Origin of the sequence: Pseudoxanthobacter sp. (assembly GCF_036822375.1) — a bacterium.
Taxonomy (GTDB): Bacteria; Pseudomonadota; Alphaproteobacteria; order Rhizobiales; family Segnochrobactraceae; genus Pseudoxanthobacter.
On the sequence record NZ_DAISHT010000005.1, the window covers coordinates 26,635 to 51,015 of the forward strand.

The 24,381-nt window shown below is 68.5% G+C and carries 23 protein-coding genes; 9 read left to right on the forward strand and 14 right to left on the reverse strand.

The window, feature by feature from the left end; genetic code table 11:
• Positions 1 to 244: 244 nt before the first annotated feature.
• A complete protein-coding gene (locus V7067_RS01415) occupies positions 245 to 1,240 on the forward strand; it encodes a LysR family transcriptional regulator (protein WP_334174082.1) in 996 nt (331 codons plus the stop codon).
• Between the two features lie 4 nt (positions 1,241 to 1,244).
• On the opposite strand, the gene V7067_RS01420 is transcribed toward V7067_RS01415, so the two are convergent.
• From V7067_RS01420 to V7067_RS01435, 4 genes are all read right to left on the reverse strand, one after another.
• Positions 1,245 to 2,084 carry a sugar phosphate isomerase/epimerase gene (locus V7067_RS01420; protein ID WP_334174083.1) on the reverse strand — a complete coding sequence of 280 codons (840 nt, stop codon included), beginning with the start codon at positions 2,082 to 2,084 and terminating at the stop codon, positions 1,245 to 1,247.
• Positions 2,085 to 2,095: 11 nt separating this feature from the next.
• Positions 2,096 to 3,115, reverse strand: coding sequence for a fatty acid desaturase (locus V7067_RS01425; protein WP_334174084.1), 1,020 nt, complete (start codon positions 3,113 to 3,115; stop codon positions 2,096 to 2,098).
• Positions 3,116 to 3,283: 168 nt separating this feature from the next.
• Positions 3,284 to 3,433: a hypothetical protein gene (locus V7067_RS01430; RefSeq protein ID WP_334174085.1), complete on the reverse strand. Its 150-nt coding sequence runs from the start codon at positions 3,431 to 3,433 to the stop codon at positions 3,284 to 3,286.
• Between the two features lie 172 nt (positions 3,434 to 3,605).
• Positions 3,606 to 4,493 carry a LysR family transcriptional regulator gene (locus tag V7067_RS01435; RefSeq protein ID WP_334174086.1) on the reverse strand — a complete coding sequence of 296 codons (888 nt, stop codon included), beginning with the start codon at positions 4,491 to 4,493 and terminating at the stop codon, positions 3,606 to 3,608.
• A 306-nt stretch (positions 4,494 to 4,799) separates the two neighbouring features.
• Between V7067_RS01435 and V7067_RS01440 the strand changes: the two genes are divergently transcribed.
• A complete protein-coding gene (locus V7067_RS01440) occupies positions 4,800 to 5,729 on the forward strand; it encodes a ring-cleaving dioxygenase (RefSeq protein WP_334174087.1) in 930 nt (309 codons plus the stop codon).
• Between the two features lie 9 nt (positions 5,730 to 5,738).
• Positions 5,739 to 6,371 (forward strand): alpha/beta hydrolase, encoded by a 633-nt coding sequence (locus V7067_RS01445; protein ID WP_334174088.1) that lies wholly within the window; start codon positions 5,739 to 5,741, stop codon positions 6,369 to 6,371.
• A gap of 85 nt (positions 6,372 to 6,456) precedes the next feature.
• Here the strand turns inward: V7067_RS01445 and V7067_RS01450 are convergent, their stop codons facing one another.
• From V7067_RS01450 to V7067_RS01490, 9 genes are all read right to left on the reverse strand, one after another.
• Positions 6,457 to 7,566 carry a class II histone deacetylase gene (locus tag V7067_RS01450; RefSeq protein WP_334174089.1) on the reverse strand — a complete coding sequence of 370 codons (1,110 nt, stop codon included), beginning with the start codon at positions 7,564 to 7,566 and terminating at the stop codon, positions 6,457 to 6,459.
• 8 nt (positions 7,567 to 7,574) lie between these two features.
• Positions 7,575 to 9,083 carry an aldehyde dehydrogenase gene (locus tag V7067_RS01455; RefSeq protein WP_334174090.1) on the reverse strand — a complete coding sequence of 503 codons (1,509 nt, stop codon included), beginning with the start codon at positions 9,081 to 9,083 and terminating at the stop codon, positions 7,575 to 7,577.
• Positions 9,084 to 9,094: 11 nt separating this feature from the next.
• Positions 9,095 to 10,696, reverse strand: coding sequence for a GMC family oxidoreductase N-terminal domain-containing protein (locus V7067_RS01460; RefSeq protein ID WP_334174091.1), 1,602 nt, complete (start codon positions 10,694 to 10,696; stop codon positions 9,095 to 9,097).
• 96 nt (positions 10,697 to 10,792) lie between these two features.
• Positions 10,793 to 11,818 (reverse strand): branched-chain amino acid ABC transporter permease, encoded by a 1,026-nt coding sequence (locus tag V7067_RS01465; protein ID WP_334174092.1) that lies wholly within the window; start codon positions 11,816 to 11,818, stop codon positions 10,793 to 10,795.
• 14 nt (positions 11,819 to 11,832) lie between these two features.
• Positions 11,833 to 12,720, reverse strand: coding sequence for a branched-chain amino acid ABC transporter permease (locus V7067_RS01470; protein ID WP_334174093.1), 888 nt, complete (start codon positions 12,718 to 12,720; stop codon positions 11,833 to 11,835).
• 4 nt (positions 12,721 to 12,724) lie between these two features.
• Positions 12,725 to 13,450 (reverse strand): ABC transporter ATP-binding protein, encoded by a 726-nt coding sequence (locus tag V7067_RS01475; protein WP_334174094.1) that lies wholly within the window; start codon positions 13,448 to 13,450, stop codon positions 12,725 to 12,727.
• Positions 13,451 to 13,453: 3 nt separating this feature from the next.
• A complete protein-coding gene (locus tag V7067_RS01480; RefSeq protein ID WP_334174095.1) occupies positions 13,454 to 14,254 on the reverse strand; it encodes an ABC transporter ATP-binding protein in 801 nt (266 codons plus the stop codon).
• Between the two features lie 10 nt (positions 14,255 to 14,264).
• Positions 14,265 to 15,569, reverse strand: coding sequence for an ABC transporter substrate-binding protein (locus V7067_RS01485; RefSeq protein ID WP_334174096.1), 1,305 nt, complete (start codon positions 15,567 to 15,569; stop codon positions 14,265 to 14,267).
• Between the two features lie 39 nt (positions 15,570 to 15,608).
• Positions 15,609 to 17,024: an amidase gene (locus tag V7067_RS01490; RefSeq protein ID WP_334174097.1), complete on the reverse strand. Its 1,416-nt coding sequence runs from the start codon at positions 17,022 to 17,024 to the stop codon at positions 15,609 to 15,611.
• Between the two features lie 257 nt (positions 17,025 to 17,281).
• On the opposite strand from V7067_RS01490, the gene V7067_RS01495 reads away from it, so the two are divergent.
• Entirely contained in the window at positions 17,282 to 18,235 is a 954-nt protein-coding gene (locus V7067_RS01495; protein ID WP_334174098.1) for a LysR family transcriptional regulator, read from the forward strand.
• Between the two features lie 125 nt (positions 18,236 to 18,360).
• The gene (locus V7067_RS01500) at positions 18,361 to 19,275 is read left to right on the forward strand and encodes a LysR substrate-binding domain-containing protein (RefSeq protein ID WP_334174099.1); all 915 of its coding nucleotides are present in this window, start codon (positions 18,361 to 18,363) and stop codon (positions 19,273 to 19,275) included.
• A gap of 109 nt (positions 19,276 to 19,384) precedes the next feature.
• Here V7067_RS01500 and V7067_RS01505 read toward each other — a convergent pair whose 3' ends face one another.
• Positions 19,385 to 19,636, reverse strand: coding sequence for a cyclic nucleotide-binding protein (locus V7067_RS01505; protein ID WP_334174100.1), 252 nt, complete (start codon positions 19,634 to 19,636; stop codon positions 19,385 to 19,387).
• 324 nt (positions 19,637 to 19,960) lie between these two features.
• Here V7067_RS01505 and V7067_RS01510 point away from each other — a divergent pair, with 324 nt between their 5' ends.
• From V7067_RS01510 to V7067_RS01525, 4 genes are all read left to right on the forward strand, one after another.
• A complete protein-coding gene (locus V7067_RS01510; protein ID WP_334174101.1) occupies positions 19,961 to 21,532 on the forward strand; it encodes an ABC transporter substrate-binding protein in 1,572 nt (523 codons plus the stop codon).
• Positions 21,532 to 22,479 (forward strand): ABC transporter permease, encoded by a 948-nt coding sequence (locus tag V7067_RS01515; protein WP_334174102.1) that lies wholly within the window; start codon positions 21,532 to 21,534, stop codon positions 22,477 to 22,479. The genes V7067_RS01510 and V7067_RS01515 overlap by 1 nt, the downstream gene beginning before the upstream one ends.
• A gap of 12 nt (positions 22,480 to 22,491) precedes the next feature.
• Positions 22,492 to 23,319 carry an ABC transporter permease gene (locus V7067_RS01520; protein WP_334174103.1) on the forward strand — a complete coding sequence of 276 codons (828 nt, stop codon included), beginning with the start codon at positions 22,492 to 22,494 and terminating at the stop codon, positions 23,317 to 23,319.
• Positions 23,316 to 24,381, forward strand: a 1,066-nt coding sequence (locus V7067_RS01525) for an ATP-binding cassette domain-containing protein (RefSeq protein WP_334174104.1), incomplete at its 3' end; no start/stop codon positions are given. The genes V7067_RS01520 and V7067_RS01525, both read left to right, overlap by 4 nt.

Here is a 24,381-nt window from a genome sequence, read left to right on the forward strand (position 1 = left end):
CATGCGACGGGAAAAGCCGGGCGCGCCCGCGGCGCGGCTGGTGACCGGCGCGGACACCCGGCCGGCCCTTCCGCACCCTGCCCCGCGCCATGACGGGGAACGCTGCGCCGCGCGAAGCCGGCGATCCGCTCGTCAGCGCCCCCGCTGCCGGTCGCGAACGGGGCTGCGTCCGGCCCCCATGGCCGGCGACCGGACGCGCGCCATTGCGCGGCGCCGGCTTTTCCCGATAATCCGGCCTCCGGGGATGCGGCTGGCTGCAGGAGTGACGACGCTGGGCGGGGATCAGGATTTTGCGCGCCGGCCGTTTCGCGGCAGCCTGTCGGATTCCGACCTGCGGCTGCTGCGGGTGTTCCGCACCGTGGTCGACTGCGGCGGTTTCTCGGCCGCGGAAGTCAGCCTCAACAAGTCGAAATCGGCCATCAGCCTCGATATTTCCAATCTGGAAAGCCGGCTCGGGGCCACGCTCTGCCAGCGCGGCCGGGCGGGCTTTGCCCTGACCGACGAAGGCCAGCTCGTCTATCTGGCCGCTCTCCAGCTTTTCACCGACCTCGACAAGTTCCGCGACCGCGTCAGCGCCGGCATGCGCCATCTGACCGGCAAGGTCGCGGTGCTGCTGCTCGACAATCTGGTGTCGGTGGCGGAAGCACCGCTGGTGGAGGCCTTCGCCGCTTTCGGCCGCCAGCATCCGCGCGTGGAACTGCACGTGGAATCGGTTTCCGCATCCGGCGTCGAACGCGGCATTCTGGAGGGCGATGCCGAGATCGGCATTTCCGTGGTGCCGCGACCGGTGGCGACACTGGAGATGCTGCCGCTTTTCCGCGAAGAGCTGCGGCTCTATTGCGGCGCCGGCCATCCGCTGTTCGCGGCTGCCGGGCCCACAGCGGACGAAATCCTGCGTCACCCGCTGGTGGAACCGTCCACCACCGACGATCCGGCGTTCGTGGCGCTGGTCGGCAGCTTTCCCATCTCAAGCCGCGCCGGCAGCCTCGATACCCGTATTCTGCTGATCCTGAGCGGGCTGCACCTCGGCTTCCTGCCGCCGCATTATGCCGCCCGCTGGGTGGAACGCGGGGCGCTGCGCGAGCTTGCGCCGCAGACGTTCTCTTCCAGCAACATGTTCCATCTGATCCTGAAGAAATCCGCCCGCCAGACGGCCGCCGCGCAGGCGCTGACGAAAAGCCTGCTGCGGGCCTTCCGCGCGGCCGCGCCGGACGGGCTCATTGCCGGCCCGCCCGGCTGAAGGCTCAGGCGCCGAGCGCCTTCCAGCGGTCTTCCACCATGGCCCGGATCTGCAGCGCTTCCTGCCGCCGGTCGGAAAGCTCGTCGCCGCGGGCGTCGGTCAGGGCATATTCCGGCGGGCCGAGTTCGCACATGAAGATGGCGGTGTCGTCGGGTCCGGCGCGGCCGCGCCAGCCGGCCAGCCCCTCGGTCCACCAGTCGAGAAAGGTCGCCACCCATTTGGCATGCTGCGGAAAGCCGATCGGCACCTGCACCTGATTGCGCGAGGCGACGCGCCCCTGAAAACTGTCGCAGCGCGCCAGCACCCGCGAGATCAGCGCCCGGTATTCCGGCCGGATCGGATACAGCATCTCGCGGTTGACGACATAGTGCGAAAGGTCTGCGGCCATGCGCATTTCGGGAATGGCATCGAGCAGCTGCACGGTGGCGAACAGGTCGTTGGTGATGCAGTCGCGGTGGGTCTCGAACTGCAGCGGCATGCCTTCGGCACGCGCCAGCGCCAGCCATTCGCGAATGACCGGGATCATGCCCGCAACCGACAGCGGCATCACCTGCCCGATGACGATCAGGAACGGCGAGCCGATGTCCTTCGCCAGCCGGATCGCCGGGCGCAGGTCGTCGACGGACTGCGGAAAGGCCGTGAGCAGGCCGCCAAGCCCGGTGCGGGCAAATTCCGGCACCGTGGCGCGGGCCTGCTCCAGCGTCATGGCGCCGAGGTCGATCGCCATGCCGTGGTAGCCGTCGGCCTTCACCGCGTCGAAGCGCTCGCTGACCGGGCGTTCGGGCACGCCGGGGCGGCGCCGTTCGGTCGCCCAGAGCGACTGGTAGAACGCAAGCTGCTGCATCGCCGGCCGCCTCAGGCTTCCATCTTCAGGCCGGTCGGATCGTCCGGCGCCGCGGGTGCGGATGGCGAAAGATCGGTGTCGTCGCTGATCCAGATGCGGTCGTCGGGATAGTCCGCCTCGGTGCGCCCGCCGGCGAAGGCCCGCACCACCGCGCTCTGGAAGCCCAGATAGGTCATTTCCTGCGGCTTGCGGCCCTTGTCGGTGAAGATGGTGCGATGCAGCGCCCGCAGCTTGTGGAACGGCACGCCGGGAAAGGCATGGTGGGCGGTGTGATACTGCATCTGCCAGCACGCCCAGCGCATCAGCGCATTGGTGCGGGTGGAGCGGGTGTTGAGGGCGATGTCCTCCACATGCGGCAGCCCCAGATGCTCGATGGTGTTCTGCAACTGGTGCACCACCTTGGTCAGCATCATCGGCGCCAGCCAGTAGGTGACCGCGATCCAGCTGTGGAAGACGACCGACAGCACGGCAATGGCGGCATAACCGGCCAGATGCCAGCGCGCCTCGCGGATCACGTCCGGCTTGCGGCTGTCGGGAATGTAGGTCTCGGAGACGATGCCCAGCGAGAAGCGCACCACCCGGCGGATGCGGCTGTACCAGTAGGTCGGCCCGAGCATCCACAGCAGATAGGAGGTCAGCGAATAGGGCGGACGCTGCAATTCGCCGTCCTTGCCCCGGATGTTGGTGTAGCGATGGTGAGCGAAGTGCTGAATCTGGTCGAAATCGCGCGGATAGATCAGCACGAAGCCGAAGATGCGGCCGAAGATTTCATTGAGCCTTCTGGTGCGGAACACCGTCCAGTGGCTCATCTCGTGCTGACCGGCATAGAGAAAATTGATGAGAATGCCCTGCACGATGAAGGCCGGCACCGCCAGCCATGTGCCCCAGAACCAGGTCAGCAGCGCGCTGGAAACCGCGATGGCGCCGAGGTGGCTGCCAAGCTGCAGAAAACCGGCCAGGTCGGACTTGCCCGAAAGCGCCCGCAACTCCTGCGGCGAAATCATCTCTTTGCGGCCGAAGACCTCGTCCATCGCATTGTCCCTGATTGTGGCAGCGCAAAACGATGCGGCGTCGGGCCTGCCCGGGCGGGGCGGCACATCCGCATGTCGGGCCGAGTATTGCAGGGCAAAAGCGGGCTGGCGTTCCTCAACACCGAAAACTCAGTTGAGCAAATCCACAACCGAACGCCGCCGCACGCCTCAGGCCGCGACCTGCCGCAGATAGAGCATCAGGCCCACCACCGCCGCCATCAGCACCGGCCAGAACCGGGCCGTCAGTGCGGCAAGGCGGGCGCCGTCTTCGTCGGCAGCGGCCACGCGGGCCAGCGCAGGGTCGAAGTTGACATGCATCGGGCAGTCTCCGTTCTTTCGCGCGCCGGGGCAGAACGGCCCCGGCCTCGCCATCCGCCAAGCAGGAATCGGACCAGCCCGCCGCACCCGCCCCCTTTTCCGGCCATTCCCGCCGCACATTCTTGTCTCGTCTTCTTATCTGGTCTTGCTCTTTATCTGGTCTTGCTCCGCGTCACGGCGCCGGCAGCCGGCCGCCGCCTTCGATCAGCGGCCGCAGCCGGGCGATGCCCGCGCCGAGGCCGTCGAGCACGGCGCGCACGCGGGCAACGGTGCGCAGATCCGGATGGGTGAGCACCCAGAGATCGGCCGCCAGAGCGGGTTCGGGCGCGGCGAGGCGGCGCAGCTGCGGCCGCGCATCGCCGACGAAGCACGGCAGATAGCCGATGCCGATGCCGGCCTCCACCGCATCTGCCAGCCCGCTCACGGTGTTGATGCGGCAGGCCACATCCGCCTCGCCCACCCGGCCGGCCAGAAAGCCGGTGACCGGCAGGTCGGCCAGTTCCGCCCCCGGCATCACCCAGCGTGCCGGCGCCGGTGCGCCGTCGCGGCCGTAGAGCGCCCACGCGATGGCCGCCAGCCGGCGGCCGACCAGTGTTTCCGGCGGCATCCGCGTGGCGCGGATGGCAATGTCGGCATCGCGGCGGGACAGGTTGGCCGCCGGGTTGCCGAGCACCACGTCGAACCGCAATTCCGCATGGCGGGCGGCAAGACCGGCGACCAGCGGCATCAGCAGCGTCAGCAGCGTGTCGCTGGTGGCGATCCGCACCTCGCCGGCCGGCTCCGGCGCCCCGCCCTCCAGCCGCGCCAGAACCGCCACCATGTCCTGTTCCACGCGGCGGGCAAGGGCCACCACCGCCTCGCCGGCAGGTGTCGGCACATAACCGCTGCGGTGCCGCTCGAACAGCGGCTGGCCGAGATCGGCTTCGATGCGGCCGAGGCGGCGGAACGCCGTTGACGGATCGATGCCGAGCCGGTGGCCGGCCGCCGGCAGCGTGCCGGCCTCGCCCACCGCCAGCACGAGACGCAGATCGTCCCACACGAGATCGCGCGCCGCGCGCATTGCGCCGCCCTCCTTCTCTCTGCCACCGCCGCTCTGCCACCGCCTGCCGACATGCATGGGCGCAAGAAATCCTTGCATGATTGCGCAGCCAATCTTGCATGGATGCAAGCAACTGGCCATGGCGTCCGGCGCCGGATCGCCTATCTTAGCCCCAACAGCAACGGGCGCCGAACCGGCACCGCGCTGAGAAGAGACGTCGTTTCCAGACCAGCGTTCACCCCGGCGCAGCAGACGATGCCTTCGCGGCACCGTTTCCTGCAAACGGCACCGATCTGCTTTTTTGTCAGAACAAGGGAGTTTACCAGCATGGCTTCCCGCGGACTTCATCATGTGACCGCCATTGCCGGACCGGCGCAGCGGAACCTGAATTTCTACACGCATGTCCTCGGCCTTCGCCTTGTGAAGAAGACCGTGAACTTCGACGACCCCGGCACCTATCACTTCTATTTCGGCAACGAGAGCGGCGCGCCGGGCACCATTCTCACGTTCTTCCCGTGGGAGCACGTCGCCCCCGGCCGGCTCGGCATCGGCGAGACGCAGGAGACCGTGTTCCGCGTGCCGGAAGGCGCCATCGGCTGGTGGCTGCAGCGCTTCGTTGAAAAGGGCATCGCCCACGGCACCCCGGAAAAGCGCTTCGGCGAAACCGTGCTGCCGTTCCGCGATCCCGACGGGCTGCGCCTTGCCCTTGCCGGCATCGCCGGGGTGGAGAACGAGCCGGCGGGGAACACCGGCCTGCCGGCCGATGTCGCCATCCGCGGCTTTCATTCGGTGAGCCTGCTGCTGGCCGAGGCCGCGCCGACCGGCGCGATCCTGACCGACGTGCTGGGCTATGCCGAGATTGCCCGCGAAGGATCGCTGGTGCGCTACCGGGCCGGCGACACCGCCGTCGGCGGTATTCTCGACATCCGCGAGGCCGGCGGCTTCCTGCCGGCGCGGATGGGCGGGGGCTCGGTGCATCACGTCGCCTTCCGGGCCGCCGGCGATGCCGATCAGGCCGCGATGGTCCGGCGGCTTGCCGACAATCATCGCCTTGCGGTCACGGAACAGCGCGACCGCAACTACTTCCGCTCGGTCTATTTCCGCGAGCCGGGCGGCGTGCTGTTCGAGATCGCCACCGACGATCCGGGCTTCGCAGTCGACGAGCCGGCAGAAAGCCTCGGCACCGCGCTGAAGCTGCCGGCCTTTCTGGAAGGTCACCGCAGCCGCATCGAAAAGGTGCTGCCGGCGCTGGCCTGAGGAGGCACCATGACGCAAAGGCTTGAAGACGCAGGCTTCGTCTACCGCTTCGAGCCGGCGGCGGAGGCAGAGGCGGGGGTCGCCCCGCTTCTGCTGCTGCACGGCACCGGCGGCGACGAGAGCGACCTGATCGGCCTCGGCCGGGCGCTTGCCCCTGGCCGGGCCCTGATCTCGCCCCGCGGTCCGGTTCTGGAGCACGGCCAGCCGCGTTTCTTCCGCCGGCTGGCGGAAGGGGTGTTCGACGAGGCGGACGTGCGCCGCCGGGCCGACGAACTGGCTGCCTTCATCGCGGTGGTGCGGGCCCGGCACGGGCTTGCCGCCCCGGTGGCGGCGGGCTTCTCCAACGGCGCCAACATCGCAGCCGCCGTGCTGTGGCGCCACCCCGGCGCGCTGGCCGGCGCGCTGCTGCTGCGGGCAATGGTGCCGCTTTCCGCGGCACCGGCCGGGGGCCTTGCCGGCACCCCGGTGGCGCTGCTCTCCGGCGCGTTCGATCCGATCGTGCCGGAGGACAATGCCGCCCGCCTTGCCGCCCGGCTGGGCGAGGCGGGCGCCGATGTCCGCCACGAGGTGCTGCCGGCCGGCCACGGACTGACGCAGGCCGATCTGAAGATCGGGCAGGACTTCCTGTCGGAAACCCGGTGATTGTCCGTCACCCTCCGCAATGCGAAGAAGGCCGGGTCCGCCCGGCCTTCTTTCGGCACCTGCCGGCAACCGCCCCGCAAAGGCCTCAGAGCGCCGCGATGCGGGCTTCCAGCCCCTCCGCCAGCGCCGCGATATGGGCGGCCTGCCAGGGCATCAGATCCTGTCCGCCGTACCGGCTGACGATGGGCAGGAACGGATCGTCCACCGGACTGCGGATGCCGGACAGCTGTTCCATCACCGCCAGACCGCAATAGGGCACATAGGCGGCCGAGTAGCCGCCTTCGTGCGACATGGCGAGCCGGCCGCCGCAGAGTTCGTCCGCCGCCGCCATCAGAAGGCGCGTCATCTCGCGGTAGGTCCCCGAGTGCAGCAGCATCCGGCCCAGCGGATCGGCGACCGAGCCGTCGAAGCCGGACGAGACCACGATCAGATCGGGCTTGTAGGCGTGGAGCGCGGGCAGAACGATGCGGCGGAACACCTCCATATAGGCCCCGTGGCCGCAACCGGGCATCAGCGGCACGTTGACGGTGGCACCCGCGCCGCGGCCCTCGCCGCGCTCGGTGGCAAAGCCGCTCGTCATGGGAAACAGCCGGTCCTGATGGATGGAGATCAGCAGCACGCCCGGATCGTCCCAGAACGCCTGCTGGGTGCCGTTGCCGTGGTGCACGTCCCAGTCGACGACCGCCACGCGGGCAAGCCTGTGCTTCTCGCGCGCCTTCAGGATCGACAGCGCGACGTTGGCGAACAGACAGAAACCCAGCCCCAGATCGCGTTCCGCATGGTGGCCGGGCGGGCGCACCAGAGCGTAGCCGTTGGCAACCCGGCCTTCCAGCACCGCATCCATCACCGCAAAGGTGCCGCCCGCCGCAAGGCAGGCGATATCGTAGGAGCCGGGACCGAACGGCGTCAGCTCCGCCGCCTCACCGCCGCGGGCCGCGCTCAGGGTGCGGATGCGGTCGATATAGTCGCGGGTGTGGAAGCGGGCGAGATCGGTCTCGCTGAACGGATCGGAGCGCAGCGAGACCAGCCTGTCGGTGAGGCCGGAAACCTCCATGAGATTGCGGAAGCGGCGCTTGGTGCCTTCGTTCTCCGCATGCTCGCCCGGCTCCACCGTCAGACCCGGCGGGAAGAACATCGCCCCCCGCCCGGTATCGTGCCACAGATAGAGTTCGTGGAAATTCCAGCCCGTCGCCATCGTCCGCCTCACTCGAAGGTCACCCAGACACCCTTGGTCTGGGTATAGGACAGCAGGGAATCCATGCACTTGTCGCGGCCGTTGCCGGATTCCTTCCAGCCGCCGAACGGCATCTGCATATCGCCGTTCATGTAGCTGTTGACATAGACCATGCCGGCCTCGACATCGCGCGCAAAGCGGTGGGCCTTGCCGAGGTCGCCGGTCCAGATGCCCGCCGCCAGCCCGAACGGGCTGTCGTTGGCCACCGCAATCGCCTCGTCGAGGCTGTCGACCGTGAGCACGGAAACGACGGGACCGAAGATCTCCTCCCGCGCGATGCGCATGGAATTGTCGACGCCGGTGAAGATGGTCGGCGACACATAGGCGCCGGCTTCCAGCCCGGCCGGCACGCCGCCGCCGAGCGCGCAGGCGGCCCCGCCCTCAAGGCCGGCGGCGATGTAGGACAGCACCCGCTTCTGCTGGCCGCGGTCCACCAGCGGCCCCATGGTGGTGGCGGGGTCCAGCGGATCGCCGGGCACATGGTTGCGCAGCGCCTTTTCCTTCAGCAGCGCCGTAAACTCGTCCGCCACGGCGCGTTCCACGATCAGCCGCGAGCCGGCGCAGCACACCTCGCCCTGATTGCCGAAAATGCCCATGGCCGCCCATTCGGCCGCCTTTTCCAGATCCGGCGCGTCGGCCATGACGACATGGGGCGACTTGCCGCCGCATTCGGTCGCCACCTTCTTCATGTTCGACTGGCCGGCATAAACCAGCATCAGCTTGCCGATTTCGGCCGATCCGGTGAAGGCGATCTTCTCCACATCGCCATGCAGCGCCAGCGGCATGCCGGCTTCCGGCCCGAAGCCGGTGACGACGTTGAGCACGCCCGCCGGCCCGCCGGCCTCCATGAACAGCCTTGCCAGCAGCAGGGCGGAGAGCGGCGACTGCTCGGCCGGCTTCAGCACCACGGAATTGCCGGCGGCCAGCGCCGGGGCGATCTTCCAGATCGTCATCAGCAGCGGATAGTTCCACGGCACGATGCAGCCGACGACGCCGAGTGGCTGGCGCAGCACATAGCTCAGCACGTCCTGCCCGGTCATGCCGACCGAACCCTGCATCTTGTCGATGCACTCGGCCGTGAAGCGCAGGCAGAGCACCGCAAGCGGCACGTCCACGACCATCATCTCGGTCACGGGCTTGCCCATGTCGAGCGTGTCGGTCAGCGCGAATTCGGCCGCATGCCGTTCGATCAGGTCGGCGAAGCGGCCGAGCACCGCCATGCGCTGGCGCGGCTGGCAGCGCGACCAGGCCCCGCCGCGAAACGCCGCCCGGCCGGAGGCCACCGCCCGGTCGACATCGGCCGGCCCGCCGCGCGCCACCGCCGCCAGCACGGCGCCGGTGGCGGGGTTGACGGTCTCGAACCGGTCGCCGGAGGCGGCCGGGCAGAAGTCGCCGTCGATGAACAGATCGCCGGCCGGGGCAAAGGCCGCGGCGCGGGCGTGCCAGCCGGCGGCGGTCTGCGGTGCAGATGCGCTCATGGGAAGCCTCCTCAGCCGCGGATCATCTGCGCCGCGCGCTCGGCGATCATGATGACGGCGGCGTTGATGTTGCCGGAGATCATCTGCGGGAACACCGCCGCATCGGCGACGCGCAGCCCCTCCAGTCCGTGCACCTTCAGCGTGGCCGGGTCGGTCACGGCCATGGCGTCGGTGCCCATGCGGCAGGTGGAGGAGGGGTGATAGAGCGTGGTGCAGTGGCCGCGGATGTAATAGGCGATTTCCTCATCCGTCTGCGCCTCGGCGCTGGGGGTGAGTTCGCCGGTGATGATGTCGGCCAGCGGACGTTCGGCAGCAATGGCGCGGTTGATGCGCACGCCCTTGACCATGGTCGCGAGGTCCGAACCGTCGGCATCGCTGACGAAATAGCGCGGATCGATGACCGGATAGTCCACCGGGTCGGCGGACCGCAGGCGGATTTCGCCGCGGCTGTCGGGCCGCTGCAGCACGCTGTGCAGGGTGACGCCGGAGCCGGAATGCAGGAAGCGGGCATAGTCGCGGTGGGGCGAGATGGCGCCGTAGAGCTGCAGGTCGGGCTCCACGTCCGGCCGCGAACGCACATGGGCGCCGCCGGCCACCCACGCCGACGAGCGGATGCCGGTGCGGCTTTCCTGCCATTCCTTCAGCGAGGCCGCCCATTCGTCGTCGGTGAGCGCGCCGATGCCGACCTTCCCCTTCACGCCGAAGGAGATCGGAATATTGATGTGGTCCTGCAGATCCTTGCCCACGCCCGGCAGATCCAGCACCGGATCGATGCCGACCGCCTTCAGTTCGTCGGCCGGACCGACGCCGGACAGCAGCAGGAGCTGGCAGGAGCCGATGGCCCCGGAGGTCAGCACCACTTCGGCGGTGGCGCGGGCGGTCTTCAGGCGGCCGTTCTCCAGATATTCCACCCCCGTCGCGCGGCCGTTCTCGATCACGATGCGCGTCACGCGCACACCGGTGGCGAGCGTCAGGTTGGGACGTTCCAGAGCCGGGCGCAGATAGGCCTTGGAGGTGCCCCAGCGCTCGCCGTTGCGGATGAAGAACTGGAAGAAGCCGACGCCTTCCTGCGAGGCCCCGTTGAAATCGGGGTTGAAGGCGTGCCCGGCGGCCTGTGCCGACTGCAGCCACAGGTGCTCGGTCGGATCGAGATGGGCCGGCGCCGAAATATGCACCGGGCCGCCGGTGCCGTGGAAGGGATCGTTGCGGAAGACCTGATTGTCTTCCGAAAACCGGAACACCGGCAGCACGTCATCCCAGCTCCAGCCCGGGCAGCCCATGGCCGCCCAGGTATCGAAATCCGACGGCAGGCCGCGGATATAGATCATGGCGTTGAGCGCGCCGGAACCGCCGACCATGCGGCCGCGCGGCCAGAACACGCGCCGGCCGCGGCAGCCCGGCTGGGGCTCGGTGTAATAGCCCCAGTCGGCATGGGTGTTGAACATCGTCACCCAGTCGGAGGGAATGTCGGAGGCGAGCGGCGCGGCGCGGCCGGCCTCCAGCACCAGTACGCTGCGGTCCGCATCGGCGCTGAGGCGGTTTGCCAGCACGCAGCCGGCGGTGCCGGCACCGAGGATGATGGTGTCGAACGTGGCGGTATCGGTATCGGACATCGGCGGGGCTTCCTGCGGGGTCGGGCCACCGGCATCCGCGGACAACGGGCCGCGGCGGCTGGCCGGGTTTCAGGATTCAGAACGGGAAGGACGGCTTCAGGCGGCCGGGCGGGCGGCGCTGCGGCGGCGGGCGATGAAGCGGGCGAGGTCGGAGACGCGGCCGACGAGGCCGTCCGGCATCAGCACGATGGAGAACGCGATGATGAGGCCGAGGCCGAGGGTGCGGTATTCGCCGACCTCGCGCATGGCCTCATCGGCGACCACCAGCACCACGGTGCCGACAAGCGGGCCCCAGAACGTGCCGACGCCGCCCACCGCCACAATGGCGATGATGAACAGCAGCTGCGACAGCGACAGCACACCCGGGCCGATGGCCTGGAAATGCACCGCATAAAGGCCGCCGGTCAGCCCGGTGAAGAAGGCGGAAATGCCGAACACCATGAGCTGGGCCTGAAAGCGGTTGACGCCGCGGGCAATGGCATAGGCCGTGTTGTCCTTGAGCGCGCGGAAGGCGAGGCCGACCGGGCTTTTCAGCACCGCCCACGTCGCCAGCATGGTCACCGCGAACACCGCGGCGACGACGGCATAGTTGCCGGCGATCCAGTTGCCTTTCAGCAGTGCGCGGGTGCCGAGATCGCCGAAGCGGGCAAAGCCGACGGCGCCGCCGGTGAACTGCCGGCACTGCGAGCCCACCATCATGAAGCACTCGGTATCGGTGACGATGATGAGATACATCGCCTGCGCGATGGCCAGCGTCAGCAGCGCCACATAGACCCCGGAAAGCCGCAGGCACGCCATGCCGATGAGCAGCGAGAACAGCGTGGTGGCCACCGCCCCCGCCGGCATCGCCACCCACACGCTCCACTTGAAATAAAAGCAGAGCATGGCGGTGGCATAACCGCCGAAGGCGAAGATGGCCATCTGCGCCATGGAGAAGACGCCGGCATAACCGAACAGCAGGTTCCACTGCGAGGCGATGGTGGCATAGAACAGGGCAAGAATGATCTGGCCCATGACATAGCGGCTGTCGATGAAGAACGGCAGCGCCACGGCAACGAGGATCAGCGCCAGTGCGGCAACGGCATGGGGCGAGAGGCGGGTGCGGCCGGATGAGGCAGCCATGGTGCGGGCTCCTGTCACAGGCGCCGGATCTGGGCGCGGCCGAACAGGCCGGCAGGCCGCCAGATCAGGACAGCGATCACGATGAAAAGCAGCACCGGAAAGCCCCAGCGGGCACCGGCGGCGAACTGGACGCCGGCTTCCACCAGAGCCAGCACGAAGGCGGCGAGGATGGCGCCCGGCAGGTTGCCGAGCCCGGCCACCACGCACATGATGAAGGCCTTCAGCATCGGGTCGGAACCGAGCGTGGGGCTGAGCTGGGTGATGGAACTCACCAGCACGCCGCACATGCCGGCAAGCGCGCCGGACAGCATCAGCACCTGCAGATAGATCCGCCCGGCCGGCACGCCCATCAGCTCCGCCGCCTCGCGGTTCTGCGCCGTGGCGCGGATGGCGCGGCCGAAACGGGTGCGGGCCAGCACGAAGGCCGTGGCCGCCATCAGCGCCACCGACACCGACAGGATGACGAGGCTCTGCAGCGGAACCCCGCCGCCGGGCAGCGCAATGGCCCCTTCCACCGCAACCGGCTGCTTCAGCGGCTGGCCGCCGAACGTCATGAGAATGGCGTTCTCCAGCGCGATGCCGGCGCCGACCGTGGCGATGAAAATGTTGGTCTCGAACACGGCCGCCGGCCGGTTGAGGAGCGGACGCACCAGACCGCCATAAAGCAGCGCCCCGGCCGCCGTGCCCGCCACGAGCGCGGCCACCACGCCGGCCACCATCGGCAGGCCGAGCCCCGTGACGCCGGCATAGGCGGCATAGCCGCCGAGCGTCAGCATGGCGGCGTGGGCCATGTTGAGCATGCGCATGGAGCCCCAGACCAGCGACAGGCCAAGGGTCGCCAGCGCATAGACCGCACCGGAGGTGAGGCCCGCGACCAGAACGGCCACCAGAACATCCGACATCGGGTCAGCCTCCGAGATAAGTGGCGAGCAGTTCGTCGCGTTCGAGCAGTTCCGCCGGCAGGCCGGACCACACGATGGCGCCGTCGTCGATGAGGTGCATCTCGTCGGCAATGTCGGCGACGCGGACCGGGTTTTCCTCCACCAGCAGGATGGAGCGGCCCGAAGCCTTGAGATTGCCGATGACGCCGTAGATCTGCTCGATGATGAGCGGGGCGAGACCGAGGGAGGGCTCGTCGATGAGCATCAGGCCGGCGCCGCTCATCAGCCCGCGGCCGATGCCGGCCATGCGCCGCTCGCCGCCGGAGAGCGAGGCCGCCACCTGCCCGCGCCGCTCGGCCAGGCGCGGCATCAGGCCGAACACCTCGTCCATGCGGCGGCGGATCACCGCGCCGTCCTTTTCCAGATAGGCGCCCATCATCAGGTTTTCGCCGACCGTCATGTCGGGAAAGAGCAGGTCGCCCTGCGGAACGTGGGCCACGCCCAGCGCCGCGACGGCGTGGGGCGGCAGGCCGGCCGTGTCGCGGCCGTTCACCTGCACGCGGCCGCCCAGCGCCCGGGTGAGGCCGGAAACCGTGCGCAGCAGCGTCGTCTTGCCGTGGCCGTTGGGGCCGACGACCGTAACCAGCCGGCCGGCGGCGACAGTGAGCGAAACCGCCTTCAGCACCGGCGGGCCGCCATAGCCGGCCGAAAGCGCATCGATGGCGAGAACGGGTGTGCCGGAAACCGCCATCGGTCAGGCCTCCCGGGCCGCGAAATAGCGCTTCAGACGGCTGCTGGCGCCGGCACCCAGATAGGCGTTCACCACGCGCTCGTCGTCCGCCACCCGGCTCGGCTGGCCCTCGAACAGGATCTTACCCTGATGCATGATCACAACCTTGGTGGAGAGAGCGAGCAGGAAGCGCATCACATGCTCGATGAGCACGATGGTGACGCCGCGGGCGCGGATCTTCTCGACGATCTCCATCACCCGGTCGATTTCATGCACGGCAAGGCCGCCGACCGGCTCGTCGAGGAACAGAAGCTGCGGATCGGTGGCAACCGCGCCGGCGATCATCAGCAATTTGCGATCGAGCACCGGCAGACGCGCCGCCGGCTGGTCCGCCTTGTCGGCGAGGCCGACGAAGTCCAGCGCCTCGCTCGCCGCCTGCTCCAGCACCTTCGTGCGGGTGAGGCGCGGCAGCCGCCGCGCCTCGCGGCCGAACAGGGCCGAAACCTCCACGTTCTCGCGCACGGTGAGGCTGTCGAAGGTGGCGTTGAGCTGGAAGGTGCGCGCGACACCGAGCTGGCAGATGCGGTCGGACGAGAAGCCGGTGATTTCGGTATCGCCGAACCACGCCCGGCCGCCGGTGGCGGGGGTTACCCCCGTCACCACGTCGAAGAAGGTCGTCTTGCCGGCGCCGTTGGGACCGCCGATGCCGAGCACCGTGCCGCGGTCGATGGCAAGCGACATGCCGTCCACCGCCGCCAGCGAACCGTAGTGCTTGCTGACATTGTCGCAGACGAAGATCGGGGCGGAGGCGGACGTTGTCGTCATGGCGCCCGGCTCACTTCTTCAGCCACGGCGGCGACACGAACGGGCTCGTCGCATAAAGCGGCGGCGCGATCAGCTTCGGGTCGGTCTTGTAATCCTGATGCTGCAGGAACTGGTGCGGCATGCCCAGCGAGGGATCGTTGATCTGGGTCGGATAGCAATAGGCCGACTGTCCGTCCGGATCGACGCGGTAGGTGCCGTTGACGCCGCGATAGATGAGGCGGCGCATGGCGGCGGCGACCTTCTGCACCGCTTCCTTCTCGAACGGCGCACCCGGCCCGCCGGCAATGGCGGCGGCCAGCGCCCAGTCCCACAGGCCGTCATAGGTCTGCGAACCGGTGATGTAGGCCGAATTCGGCCCGAACTTCTCGCGGTAGGCCTTGCGATAGGGCTCGGAGAAGGTATCCGGCAGGCAGCCGATGGTGGTGGAATAGATGACGCCGTTGACCGAAGCCCCGCCGATCTCGCGGAAAGCCGGCAGCGACGGGCCGTACTGCATGTAGATCAGGCTCTGGGTCGGCTCCGGCAGGAACTGCACCATGAACTGCGCCAGATCCTGCGGCAGGAAGTGCGTGACCGCGATGGCCGCCGGCGGATCCTGCCGGATCTTGGCCAGCGTCGGCCCCCACTGGTTGGTCGGGAACGGCACCGTCTCGAACAGGCCGACCTCCCAGCCGTATTCCGCCGCCTTGGAGCGGATGGCGTTGGCGATCACGATGGAATATTCGTTCGCCGAGGGAATGATCGCCAGCTTGCGGTTGGGCGGCGTCCAGCTTCCGCTCTTCTCCAGCGTGTTGAGGAAATTCAGGAAACCCGGGCCGTACCAGTATTCCGGCGGATCGCCCTGAAAGCAGCTGTAATAACGCGCCGGGTCGGAGCGGAATTTCTCGTTGTGCGAGATCAGCGTGTTGTAGTGGACGAGGATGACGTCGTTATCGGCGGCAACGTCCATCTCCACCATGTTGGTGCCGAGGTTGTAGCCGTTGATGATGACCGGCACCTGATGGCGGTCGACGAGGCGCTGCATCGCCTGACTGACAAGGTCGGCGCCCATCTCCTTGGTGTCTTCGATGTGCAGTTCCACCGGGCGGCCGAGGATGCCGCCGGCGGCATTGATCTCTGCCGCGGCCAGCTCCAGCCCGTTTTTGAACTCGATGCCGTCGGCGGCCGCAAGGCCGGAGAGCGGCAGCGCCGCGCCGACCGGAATCGGCCCGTCCCCGTCCGCCGCTCGGGCCGTGCTGTTGAGATCGGCCAGAAAGGCGGCACCGGCGGCACCGGCGCCCAGCGCGCCGGTCAGCAATCCACGTCTGTTCAGCATCGTCTATCCCCTCTGGTTCTGGTTCTCGCCGCCCGCATTTCAGGGCAGCAGGGCTGTGGGGTGGGATCGTTCGAACTCACGCGCCGCCGCCAGCACGGCGGCATCCGCGCCGCGGGCGCCGATGATCTGCAGGCCCACCGGCAGGCCGCCGGGCGCCCGCGCGCACGGCACCGTGATGGCCGGCTGCTGGCTGAGATTGATGGGAAACGAGAAGCCGGCCCATTCGATCCAGCGCTTCAGGCCGCTGCCCGGGGGCACTTCCTCGCCGGCGGCGAACGGCAGCACGGCGGTGGACGGCGAGACCAGAAAATCGAACCGCGCCAGCAACTGATCCATGACGGCGCCGAACGCGGCGCGGCGCACCTGCGCCCCCACCAGATCGGAGCCGGAGATGGCCGCGCCTTCTGCCGCGATGGCCAGGAAGCCGGGATCGACGGCATCGTGCTTTTCCACCGGCACGGCACGCAGGCGGTTGGCGGCGCCGGTGTACCAGTGGGTGGTGAAGACCTCATAGAGGCCGTCGAGCGGCAGGCTGACCTCCTCCACCCGCGCGCCCATGTCCTCCAGCCGCTTCACCGCGGCGTCGACGAGGGTGGCGATCTGCGGATCGACGCTGCCGCACGGCGGCGTCTTCCAGTAACCGATGCGGGCGCCCGCCAGCATGCCTTCCGGCAGCGGCAGAACCGGCGGAAAGCTGCCGGCGCCCTGATTCCAGTCATCGAGGTCGCGGCCGGAGAAGGCGGCGAGCATGGCGGCCGCATCGTCGACCGACCGCGCCATCGGGCCGATGTGGGCGACGGTGCCGAACGCGCTCGGCGGGTTGGCGGCCACGCGGCCGAAGGTCGGCTTCAGGCCGACGATGCCGCAGAACGCCGAAGGCACGCGGATGGAGCCGCCGCCGTCGGTGCCCAGATGCAGCACGCCCGCCCCCAGCGCCGCCGCCACGCCGGCGCCGCCCGAAGAGCCGCCGGAGGTTTTGGTTTCATCCCACGGATTGCGGGTGATGCCGCTGAACCGGCTGTCGGTGACCGCCTTCCAGCCGAATTCCGGCGTGGTGGTGAGGCCGACGAACACCCCGCCGGCAGCGCGCAGCCGGGCCACCGAGGGGGCATCGGCCGCCGAGGGCACCTCGGCCGCCGTGGTGGAGCCGGCATGAATGACGGTTCCGCGGATGGACACGATGTCCTTCAGCGTCACGGGCACGCCGTCGATATCCGACAGCGGGGTGCCGCGCCGCCAGCGGGCGGCGGAATCGCGGGCCTGCGACAGCGCCAGATCGGCGGTGATGGCGGTAAAGGCGTTGAAGCGGTCGTTGATTTCGCCGGCCCGCGCCAGCACCGACTGCGCCACCTCCACCGGCGTGAATTCGCCGCTGGCATAGCCGGCCGTCAGTTCCGAAGCGCCGAGGCGGCAAAGCTCTCCCGCGTCCGCGAGCGGGTGCTCGTTGACTGTCATACGTCCGCATCTCCGTCACTGGAGCACACGCCGCCGCCAGCCCCCCGGGCCGCCGCAAGGGTTAATGCTCAAGACTCTGAAACATTTGGAAATTTCGCCACGACCCCATCGGGCATAAGGGGATCGTGCCGGTTGATCGCGGACCCGGACGGGCGGCCATCGCCGCCTGCGCCGTGGTCATGCTCATTAAACGGGCATGCGCCGGCGGTCGTAAACTGTATTCTCGTGAGCCCGTTCCTACATTTCCTGTAAGAAGCATGAACCTTTCCGTTCGTCAGATCCGCTATCTGCTGGAAGTTGCAAAGCAGGGCAGCATTCAGGGCGCGTCCACCGCGCTCAGCATCTCCCAGTCGTCGATTCTGGCCGCGATCGGGCTTGCCGAGGCGGAGATCGGCACCAAGCTGTTCGACCGGCGGCCGTCGCGCGGGGTCACCACCACGCCGACCGGCGAGCGCTTTCTTGCCGCCGCGCGGGCCTTTGCCAGCGCCGAGACGGAATTCGACCGCGAGGTGGAAGCCCTCACCCGCCGCGCGCCCTCGGCCATCCGCATCGCCTGCTTCGAGCCGTTCGGCGCCATGTTCATGCCGGAGGTGCTGCGCCGCTTCGTGGAGCGCGTCGGGCCGGTGGAAATCGAGCTGTTCGAAGGCGATCAGGTGCAGCTGCGCGACTGGCTGGAGAGCGGTTCGGTCGACCTGATCGTGACCTACGAGATCGGCCCCAGCTTCGGCTCGGAGATCACCCGCATCTGCCGCATTCCACTGCACGCGGTGCTGCCGGCCGACGACCCGTTCGATGCACCGGCCATCAGCATTGCCCAGCTTGCCGAACGGCCGCTGGTGCTGCTCGACCTGCGGCTGACCTCCAACTACCTGCTCACCCAGTTCGCCAGCCTGCCGCGCCGGCCGCAGGTGACCTTCCGCACCCGCTCCTATGAGACGGTGCGCGCAGCGGTTGCATCCGGGTTCGGCGCCTCGATTCTCAACATGCGGCCGCTGATGCGCGGCCTTTCCACCGAACCCGGACTGAAGCGCCTGCCGCTGACCGACGACCTTGCCGCCCCGGCGCTGATCATCGCCGACATCTACGGCCGGCAGAAGCCGTCGTTCGTGAAAGGGCTGACGGAAACCATGCGCCGGTTCTTCGCCGACCTCGGGCCGCACCGCTTTGCCGTGACCCTGCCGGAGCGCGAGGCCGGCCTGATGGTGCCATAATGCCGGATCGCGGCCGGCGCAATTTTGCAGCGCCGGCGAACTGTGCTCTAACGGATGCGCGCGTGCCGCCGCCGGATCGCCGGCCGGCGCCTGCACGCAGGACCCCACGGCGAGAGCGCAACACGATGGCGAAGGGCCGGCAACTGCCGCCGCTGGATGCACTGGTGGTGTTCGACACCGCGGCCCGCACCGGCAGTTTCTCGCGTGCCGGCGACGAACTGGGCCTGACGCAGAGCGCCGTCAGCCGCCAGATCGGCAAGCTGGAAGCCTATATCGGCTCCAAGCTGTTCACCCGCACGCCGCAGGGCGTGGTGCCGACGATTACCGGCGAGACTTATGCCAACGAAATCAGCCGGCTGCTGACCGAACTCGCCGGCGCCACGGAAGGCGTGCGGGCGTGGAGCGGGCCGCGGCAGATCACCATCGCCTGTTCGCGCGGCATTGCCGATCTGTGGGTGCTGCCGCGCCTCGGCGCGCTCAAGGCGGCCATCGCCGATCTGGAACTGCGCCTGCGCGTGACCGACGACGTGGCCCACCTCAGAACCGACGAATACGACCTCGCCATCTTCTACCGCCGCGAGCGGCCGGCCGGGCTGGCGGTGACGGAACTGGCGGCAGAGGAAATCGTGCCCGTCATCAGCCCGGACGGCGCGCCGCTCGCCAGCCAGAGCCGGCCGCTGCTGCTCAGCCTCGACGATCCGGTGCGCGAGTGGTTCGGGTGGAGCGAGTGGTTCGCCTCCGCCGGCCTCGTCCGGCCTGCGGACGCGCTGGAATGGAAGCTCGGCGACTACCGCCTTGCGGTGGAAGCCGCCGCGCAGGGGGCCGGCGTGGCGCTGGGCTGGAGCTGGCTCATCGCCGATCATCTGGCCGCCGGCCGCCTCGTGCCGGCCCACCCGCACTGGCTGCGCCCGGCCGGCCGCTTCTATCTGCTGCGCCCGCTCGACCGGCATGCCCGCCGCATCGTGCGCGAGGTCAGCGACTGGATCGTGACCGCCGCACGCGAGGGACAGCCGGCTTTGCCCGACGCGGTGTCTCCGTAGAGCCCCGGATATGACCTAAGCGCACAGCAAAGGCTTTTCCCGCGCCGGATGCCGGCCGCTGGCGGCCGGCAAGGTTTTCTCCACAGGCAATTACCTGTCGCGACAGGCATTAAGCCCGCTGTGCCGCACCATGCCGCGAACGCACCCACCCGATGATCGTGAAGGCCAGCCACAGCACCTGCGCGATGAAGGAAGACAGGTTGAAATTGGTCCACAGCGAGTAGATCAGCGCCACACCGCCCAGCGCGTTGAGGGCCGCATACCAGCCGTCGCCAACCCCCAGAATGCGGGTCTGCAGCAGACCATAGGCCACCAGATAGGCCGATACGCCCACAAGTCCCACCATATCCGCGAAACTCATCGCGCTCCCTTCCGCGCCCGGCCGCACGGCCGCGGCGCAACCCAAAGACACGTTCCGGCGCAACCTTTCCTGTCATGAAGGATCACCCCGGAGGCGCACCGAAGCAACCCGGCGCGACCCGTGCAGGGCTCTAGGCGGAACCGCCCGGCGGGGGCAGTCGGATTTGCGTCATGGGGATATGCACCAAAATCATATCACGTCTGCGCCGCGATCCTCTAGTGTCGCCCCGAAACAGCCTCAGTGCGCCAGACGGGCGACAGCCCCGCACCAGCCGCCCGGACAGACAACAAGGTGGCGCACACCTTGAACGAGAGCAGGGAACCCATGACCGACTCCACGCGCCTTTTCACCCCCACACGCCGCGGTCTGCTGGCCGGTGCCGCGGCCGGTTTCGGCGCGCTCGCCCTCGGCGGCGCGTTCCTGCCCGGTGCCGCCGGTGCCGCCGAGGAGACGCCGCGCCGCGGCGGCGTGCTGAAACTCGGCATCGGCGGCGGCAGCACCACCGACACGCTGGACCCGCGCAAGCTCACCGACTGGGTGCCGGTCAATCAGGCCTATATGCTGATGAACGGCCTGATCGAGATCAACTGGCACAACGAGGCCGAGCCGGAGCTGTTCGAAAGCTGGGAGGCGAAGCCGGGTGCGGTGGAGTGGGTGTTCCGGGTCCGCAAGGGCGTGAGCTTCCACAACGGCAAGCCGCTGACGGTGGAAGACGTCATCTACTCGATCAACCTGCACCGCGGCGACACCACCTCCGCCGCCCGCGCGATTGCCGAGCAGATCAAGGACGTGAAGAAGCTGTCGGACAGCGAAGTCGGCATCACGCTTTCCAGCGGCAATGCCGATCTGCCGTTCGTGCTGTCGGACTATCATTTCCTCGTGGTGCCGGACGGCTTCACCGACTGGAATCATCCCGTCGGCACCGGCCCGTTCAAGTTCGAGAGCTACGACCCCGGTGTGCGCTCGCGCTTCGTGCGCAATGAGAACTACTGGAAGCCGGGCTGCGCCAATGTCGACGCGGTGGAAGTCATCGTCATCAACGACATCGCCGCACGCACCAACGCCATGATGTCCGGCCAGGTGCATGCCATCAACCGGCTCGACTTCAAGACCGTCGACCTGCTGAAGCGCAATCCGAAGCTGCAGGTGATCCGTTCCGCCGGCGGCCAGCACTTCACCTTCCTGATGGACTGCACCCAGAAGCCGTTCACCGACAACAACATCCGCCTCGCGCTGAAATATGCCATCGACCGCGAGCAGATGCTGAAGACGGCGCTGCGCGGCTATGGCCGCATCGGCAACGACCAGCCGATTCCCTCGTCGGACCGCTTCTTCGCCAAAGAGCTGCCGCAGCGCCCCTACGATCCCGACAAGGCGAAGTTCTATCTGAAGCAGGCCGGCCTGTCGGATCTCAAGGTCACGCTGTCGGCGTCCGATGCCGCCTTCGCAGGCGCGGTCGATGCCGCCGCCATCTATCGCAGCAGCGCCGCGCCGGCGGGCATCGACATCACCATCAAGCGCGAGCCGGCCGATGGCTACTGGGACAATGTGTGGATGAAGGCGCCCTTCGCCATGTCCTACTGGGGCGGCCGGCCGACGGCCGACCAGATGTTCTCCATCGCCTATCTCTCCAGCTCGGTTCAGAACGACACCCACTGGCGCAACGAACGCTTCGACGCGCTGCTGCTGGAAGCCCGCGCCCTGCTGGACGATGCCAGGCGCCGCGAGATCTATTTTGACCTGCAGAAGATGGTTTCCGACGAGGGTGGCGCCGTCATCCCGATGTTCGGCGATTATCTCGACGCCGCCTCGCTGAAGGTGAAGGGCATCCGCCCGCATCCGATGTTCAACTTCATGGGCGCCCGGCTTGCCGAGCGCGTGTGGCTGGAAGCCTGATGACCGCCCTGATCTTCCGACGGGTTGTACTCGGCCTGTTCACGCTGTGGCTCGTCTCGGCGCTGATCTTTGCCGCAACCCAGCTCCTGCCCGGGGACGTGGCGTCTGCCATCCTCGGGCAGAACGCCACGCCGCAGTCGCTGGCGGCCCTGCGCCACGACCTCGGCCTCGACCGCCCGGCGCTGGCCCGCTATCTGTCATGGCTCGCCGGCTTCCTCACCGGCGACCTCGGCAATTCGCTCGCCAGCCAGCAACCGGTCGCCGACCTGCTGTGGCCGCGCTTCTGGAACACGATGGCCCTGGCCGCCTATGCGGCGGTGGTGGGCGTGCCGCTCGCCATCGCCCTCGGCATCCTCACGGCGGTCAGGCGGGGCGGGCTGTTCGACCGCGTCGTCAACATCCTCGCGCTCGCCGCCGTGTCGCTGCCGGAATATTTCCTCGGCCTGCTGCTGATCCTGTTCCTGTCGGTGCGCAGCGACATCCTGCCGAGCCTTGCCGATGTCTATCCCGGCATGGGCTTCGGCGAATGGCTGCGCGCCACGACTCTGCCGATGCTGACGCTGATGCTCGTGACCGTTGCCCAGATCATGCGCATGACGCGCACGGCGGTGCTGTCGGTCACCGACCAGCCGTTCATCGAAACCGCGTTCCTGAAGGGCCTGCGCACGCCGCGGGTGATCCTGCGTCACGCCGTGCCCAACGCGGCGGCGCCCATCGTCAACGTGGTGGCGTTCAACATCGCCTATCTCATCACCGGCGTCGTGCTGGTGGAGGCGGTGTTCAACTATAACGGCCTCGGCCGTTTCATGGTGGATGCCGTCGCCAAGCGCGACCTGCCGATGGTGCAGGCCGCCGCCATGGTGTTCGGCGCCGCCTATGTGGTGCTGAACATGATCGCCGACATCTCCGCCATCGCGCTCAATCCGCGCCTCAGGCACCCGCGATAAGGAGCCGGCACCATGACGCGTACCCTCCGACGCATTCCGCTGACGGCGTGGATCGGCCTCGCCATCATCGCACTCAACATCGTGCTGCTGCTCGCCGGCCGCTGGCTGGCGCCGTTCGGCGAAGAACAGATCGTCGGCACCCCGTTCGACCCGCCCTCGCCGGACCACCTGTTCGGCCTCGACCAGAACGGCCGCGACCTGCTTTCCCGCCTGATGGTGGGGGCGCAGATGTCCATCGGCGTGTCGCTGGCGGCAACGCTCTTGTCGTTCACCGTCGGCATTCCGCTGGGCTTTCTGGCCGCCATCTCCGGCGGCTGGGTCGACACCGCGCTGTCGCGCCTCGTCGATACCATCATGTGCGTGCCGGTGCTGATTTCGGCGCTGGTGGTGCTGCAGGCGCTGGGCTCGTCGCTGCCGGTGCTGATCGTCACCATCGCGCTGCTCGATGCCACGCGCGTGTTCCGCCTCGCCCGCATCGTGGCGCAGGGCATCAACGTGCTGGAATATGCCGAAACGGCGCGGCTGCGCGGCGAAGGGCTCGGCTGGCTGATCGCCCGCGAGATTCTGCCCAACGCCCTGCCGCCGCTGGTGGCCGAATTCGGCCTGCGCTTCTGCTTCACCTTCCTGTTCGTGGCCGGTCTGTCCTTCCTCGGCCTCGGCATCCAGCCGCCCTATGCGGACTGGGGCGGCATGGTGAAAGACAATCAGCAGGCCATTCTCTACGGCCTCATGGCACCGCTCTATCCGGCCGCCGCCATCGCGCTGCTGACCGTGGGCGTCAATCTGGTGGTGGACTGGATGCTGGCCGGCCGCACCACCATGCAGGGAGAGGGCCGATGAGCGATACGACCGCAACCACGCCCATCCTGCGCATCCGCAATCTGCGGGTTTCCGCCCCCGGCGGCGCCGTGCTGGTGGATGGCGTCAGCCTCGACCTCGCCCCCGGCGAGGTGCTGGGCCTGATCGGCGAATCGGGCGCCGGCAAATCCACCATCGGCCTTGCCGCCATGGGCTATGGCCGCGGCGGCTGCCGCATCACCGGCGGGGCCATTCAGGTGGCCGGATCGGACCTGATGGCCGGTGGCCGTGCGGTGCGCGAAAAGGTGCGCGGCGCGCGCATCGCCTATGTGGCGCAGAGCGCAGCCTCTGCCTTCAACCCGGCCATGCGCATCGGCGAACAGGTGATGGAGGCCCCTCTCTATCACCGCCTGATGAACCCGGCCGAGGCGAAGGCGTGGATGCTGGAGCTTTTCACCGCCCTCGACCTGCCGGACCCGGAAGGCTTTGCCGGGCGCTATCCGCATCAGGTCTCCGGTGGCCAGCTGCAGCGCGCCATGGTGGCGATGGCCATGGCCTGCCGGCCCGACATTCTCGTGCTGGACGAGCCGACCACCGCCCTCGACGTGACGACGCAGATCGAGCTTCTGGCGCTGCTGCGCCGGCTCATCCACCGCTATCGCACCGCCGGTCTCTACATCACCCACGATCTCGCGGTGGTGGCGCAGGTGGCCGACCGCATCATGGTGCTGCGCCATGGCCGGATGGTGGAAGCCGGCAGCGCCGCGGAGGTGCTGGAAGCGCCGAAAGAGGATTACACCCGCCGCCTCGTTCACGAGCGGGCGACCAGCCTTTCCGGCGCAGGCGGGCACCACCACAACCCGGAACTGCTGCTGGAGGTCTCCGGCGTCAGCGCCGGCTATCGCGCGGTTTCCGTGCTGGGCGACATCAGTTGCCGGCTGAACCGCGGCGAAACGCTGGCGGTGGTAGGCGAATCCGGTTCCGGCAAATCGACGCTCGCCCGCGTGGTGGCCGGCCTGCTGCCGCCCTCGGCCGGCACCGTCAGCTTCGCCGGCCGCCGGCTCGCCGGCTCCTACCGCGCCCGCAGCCGCGACGAGCTGCGCC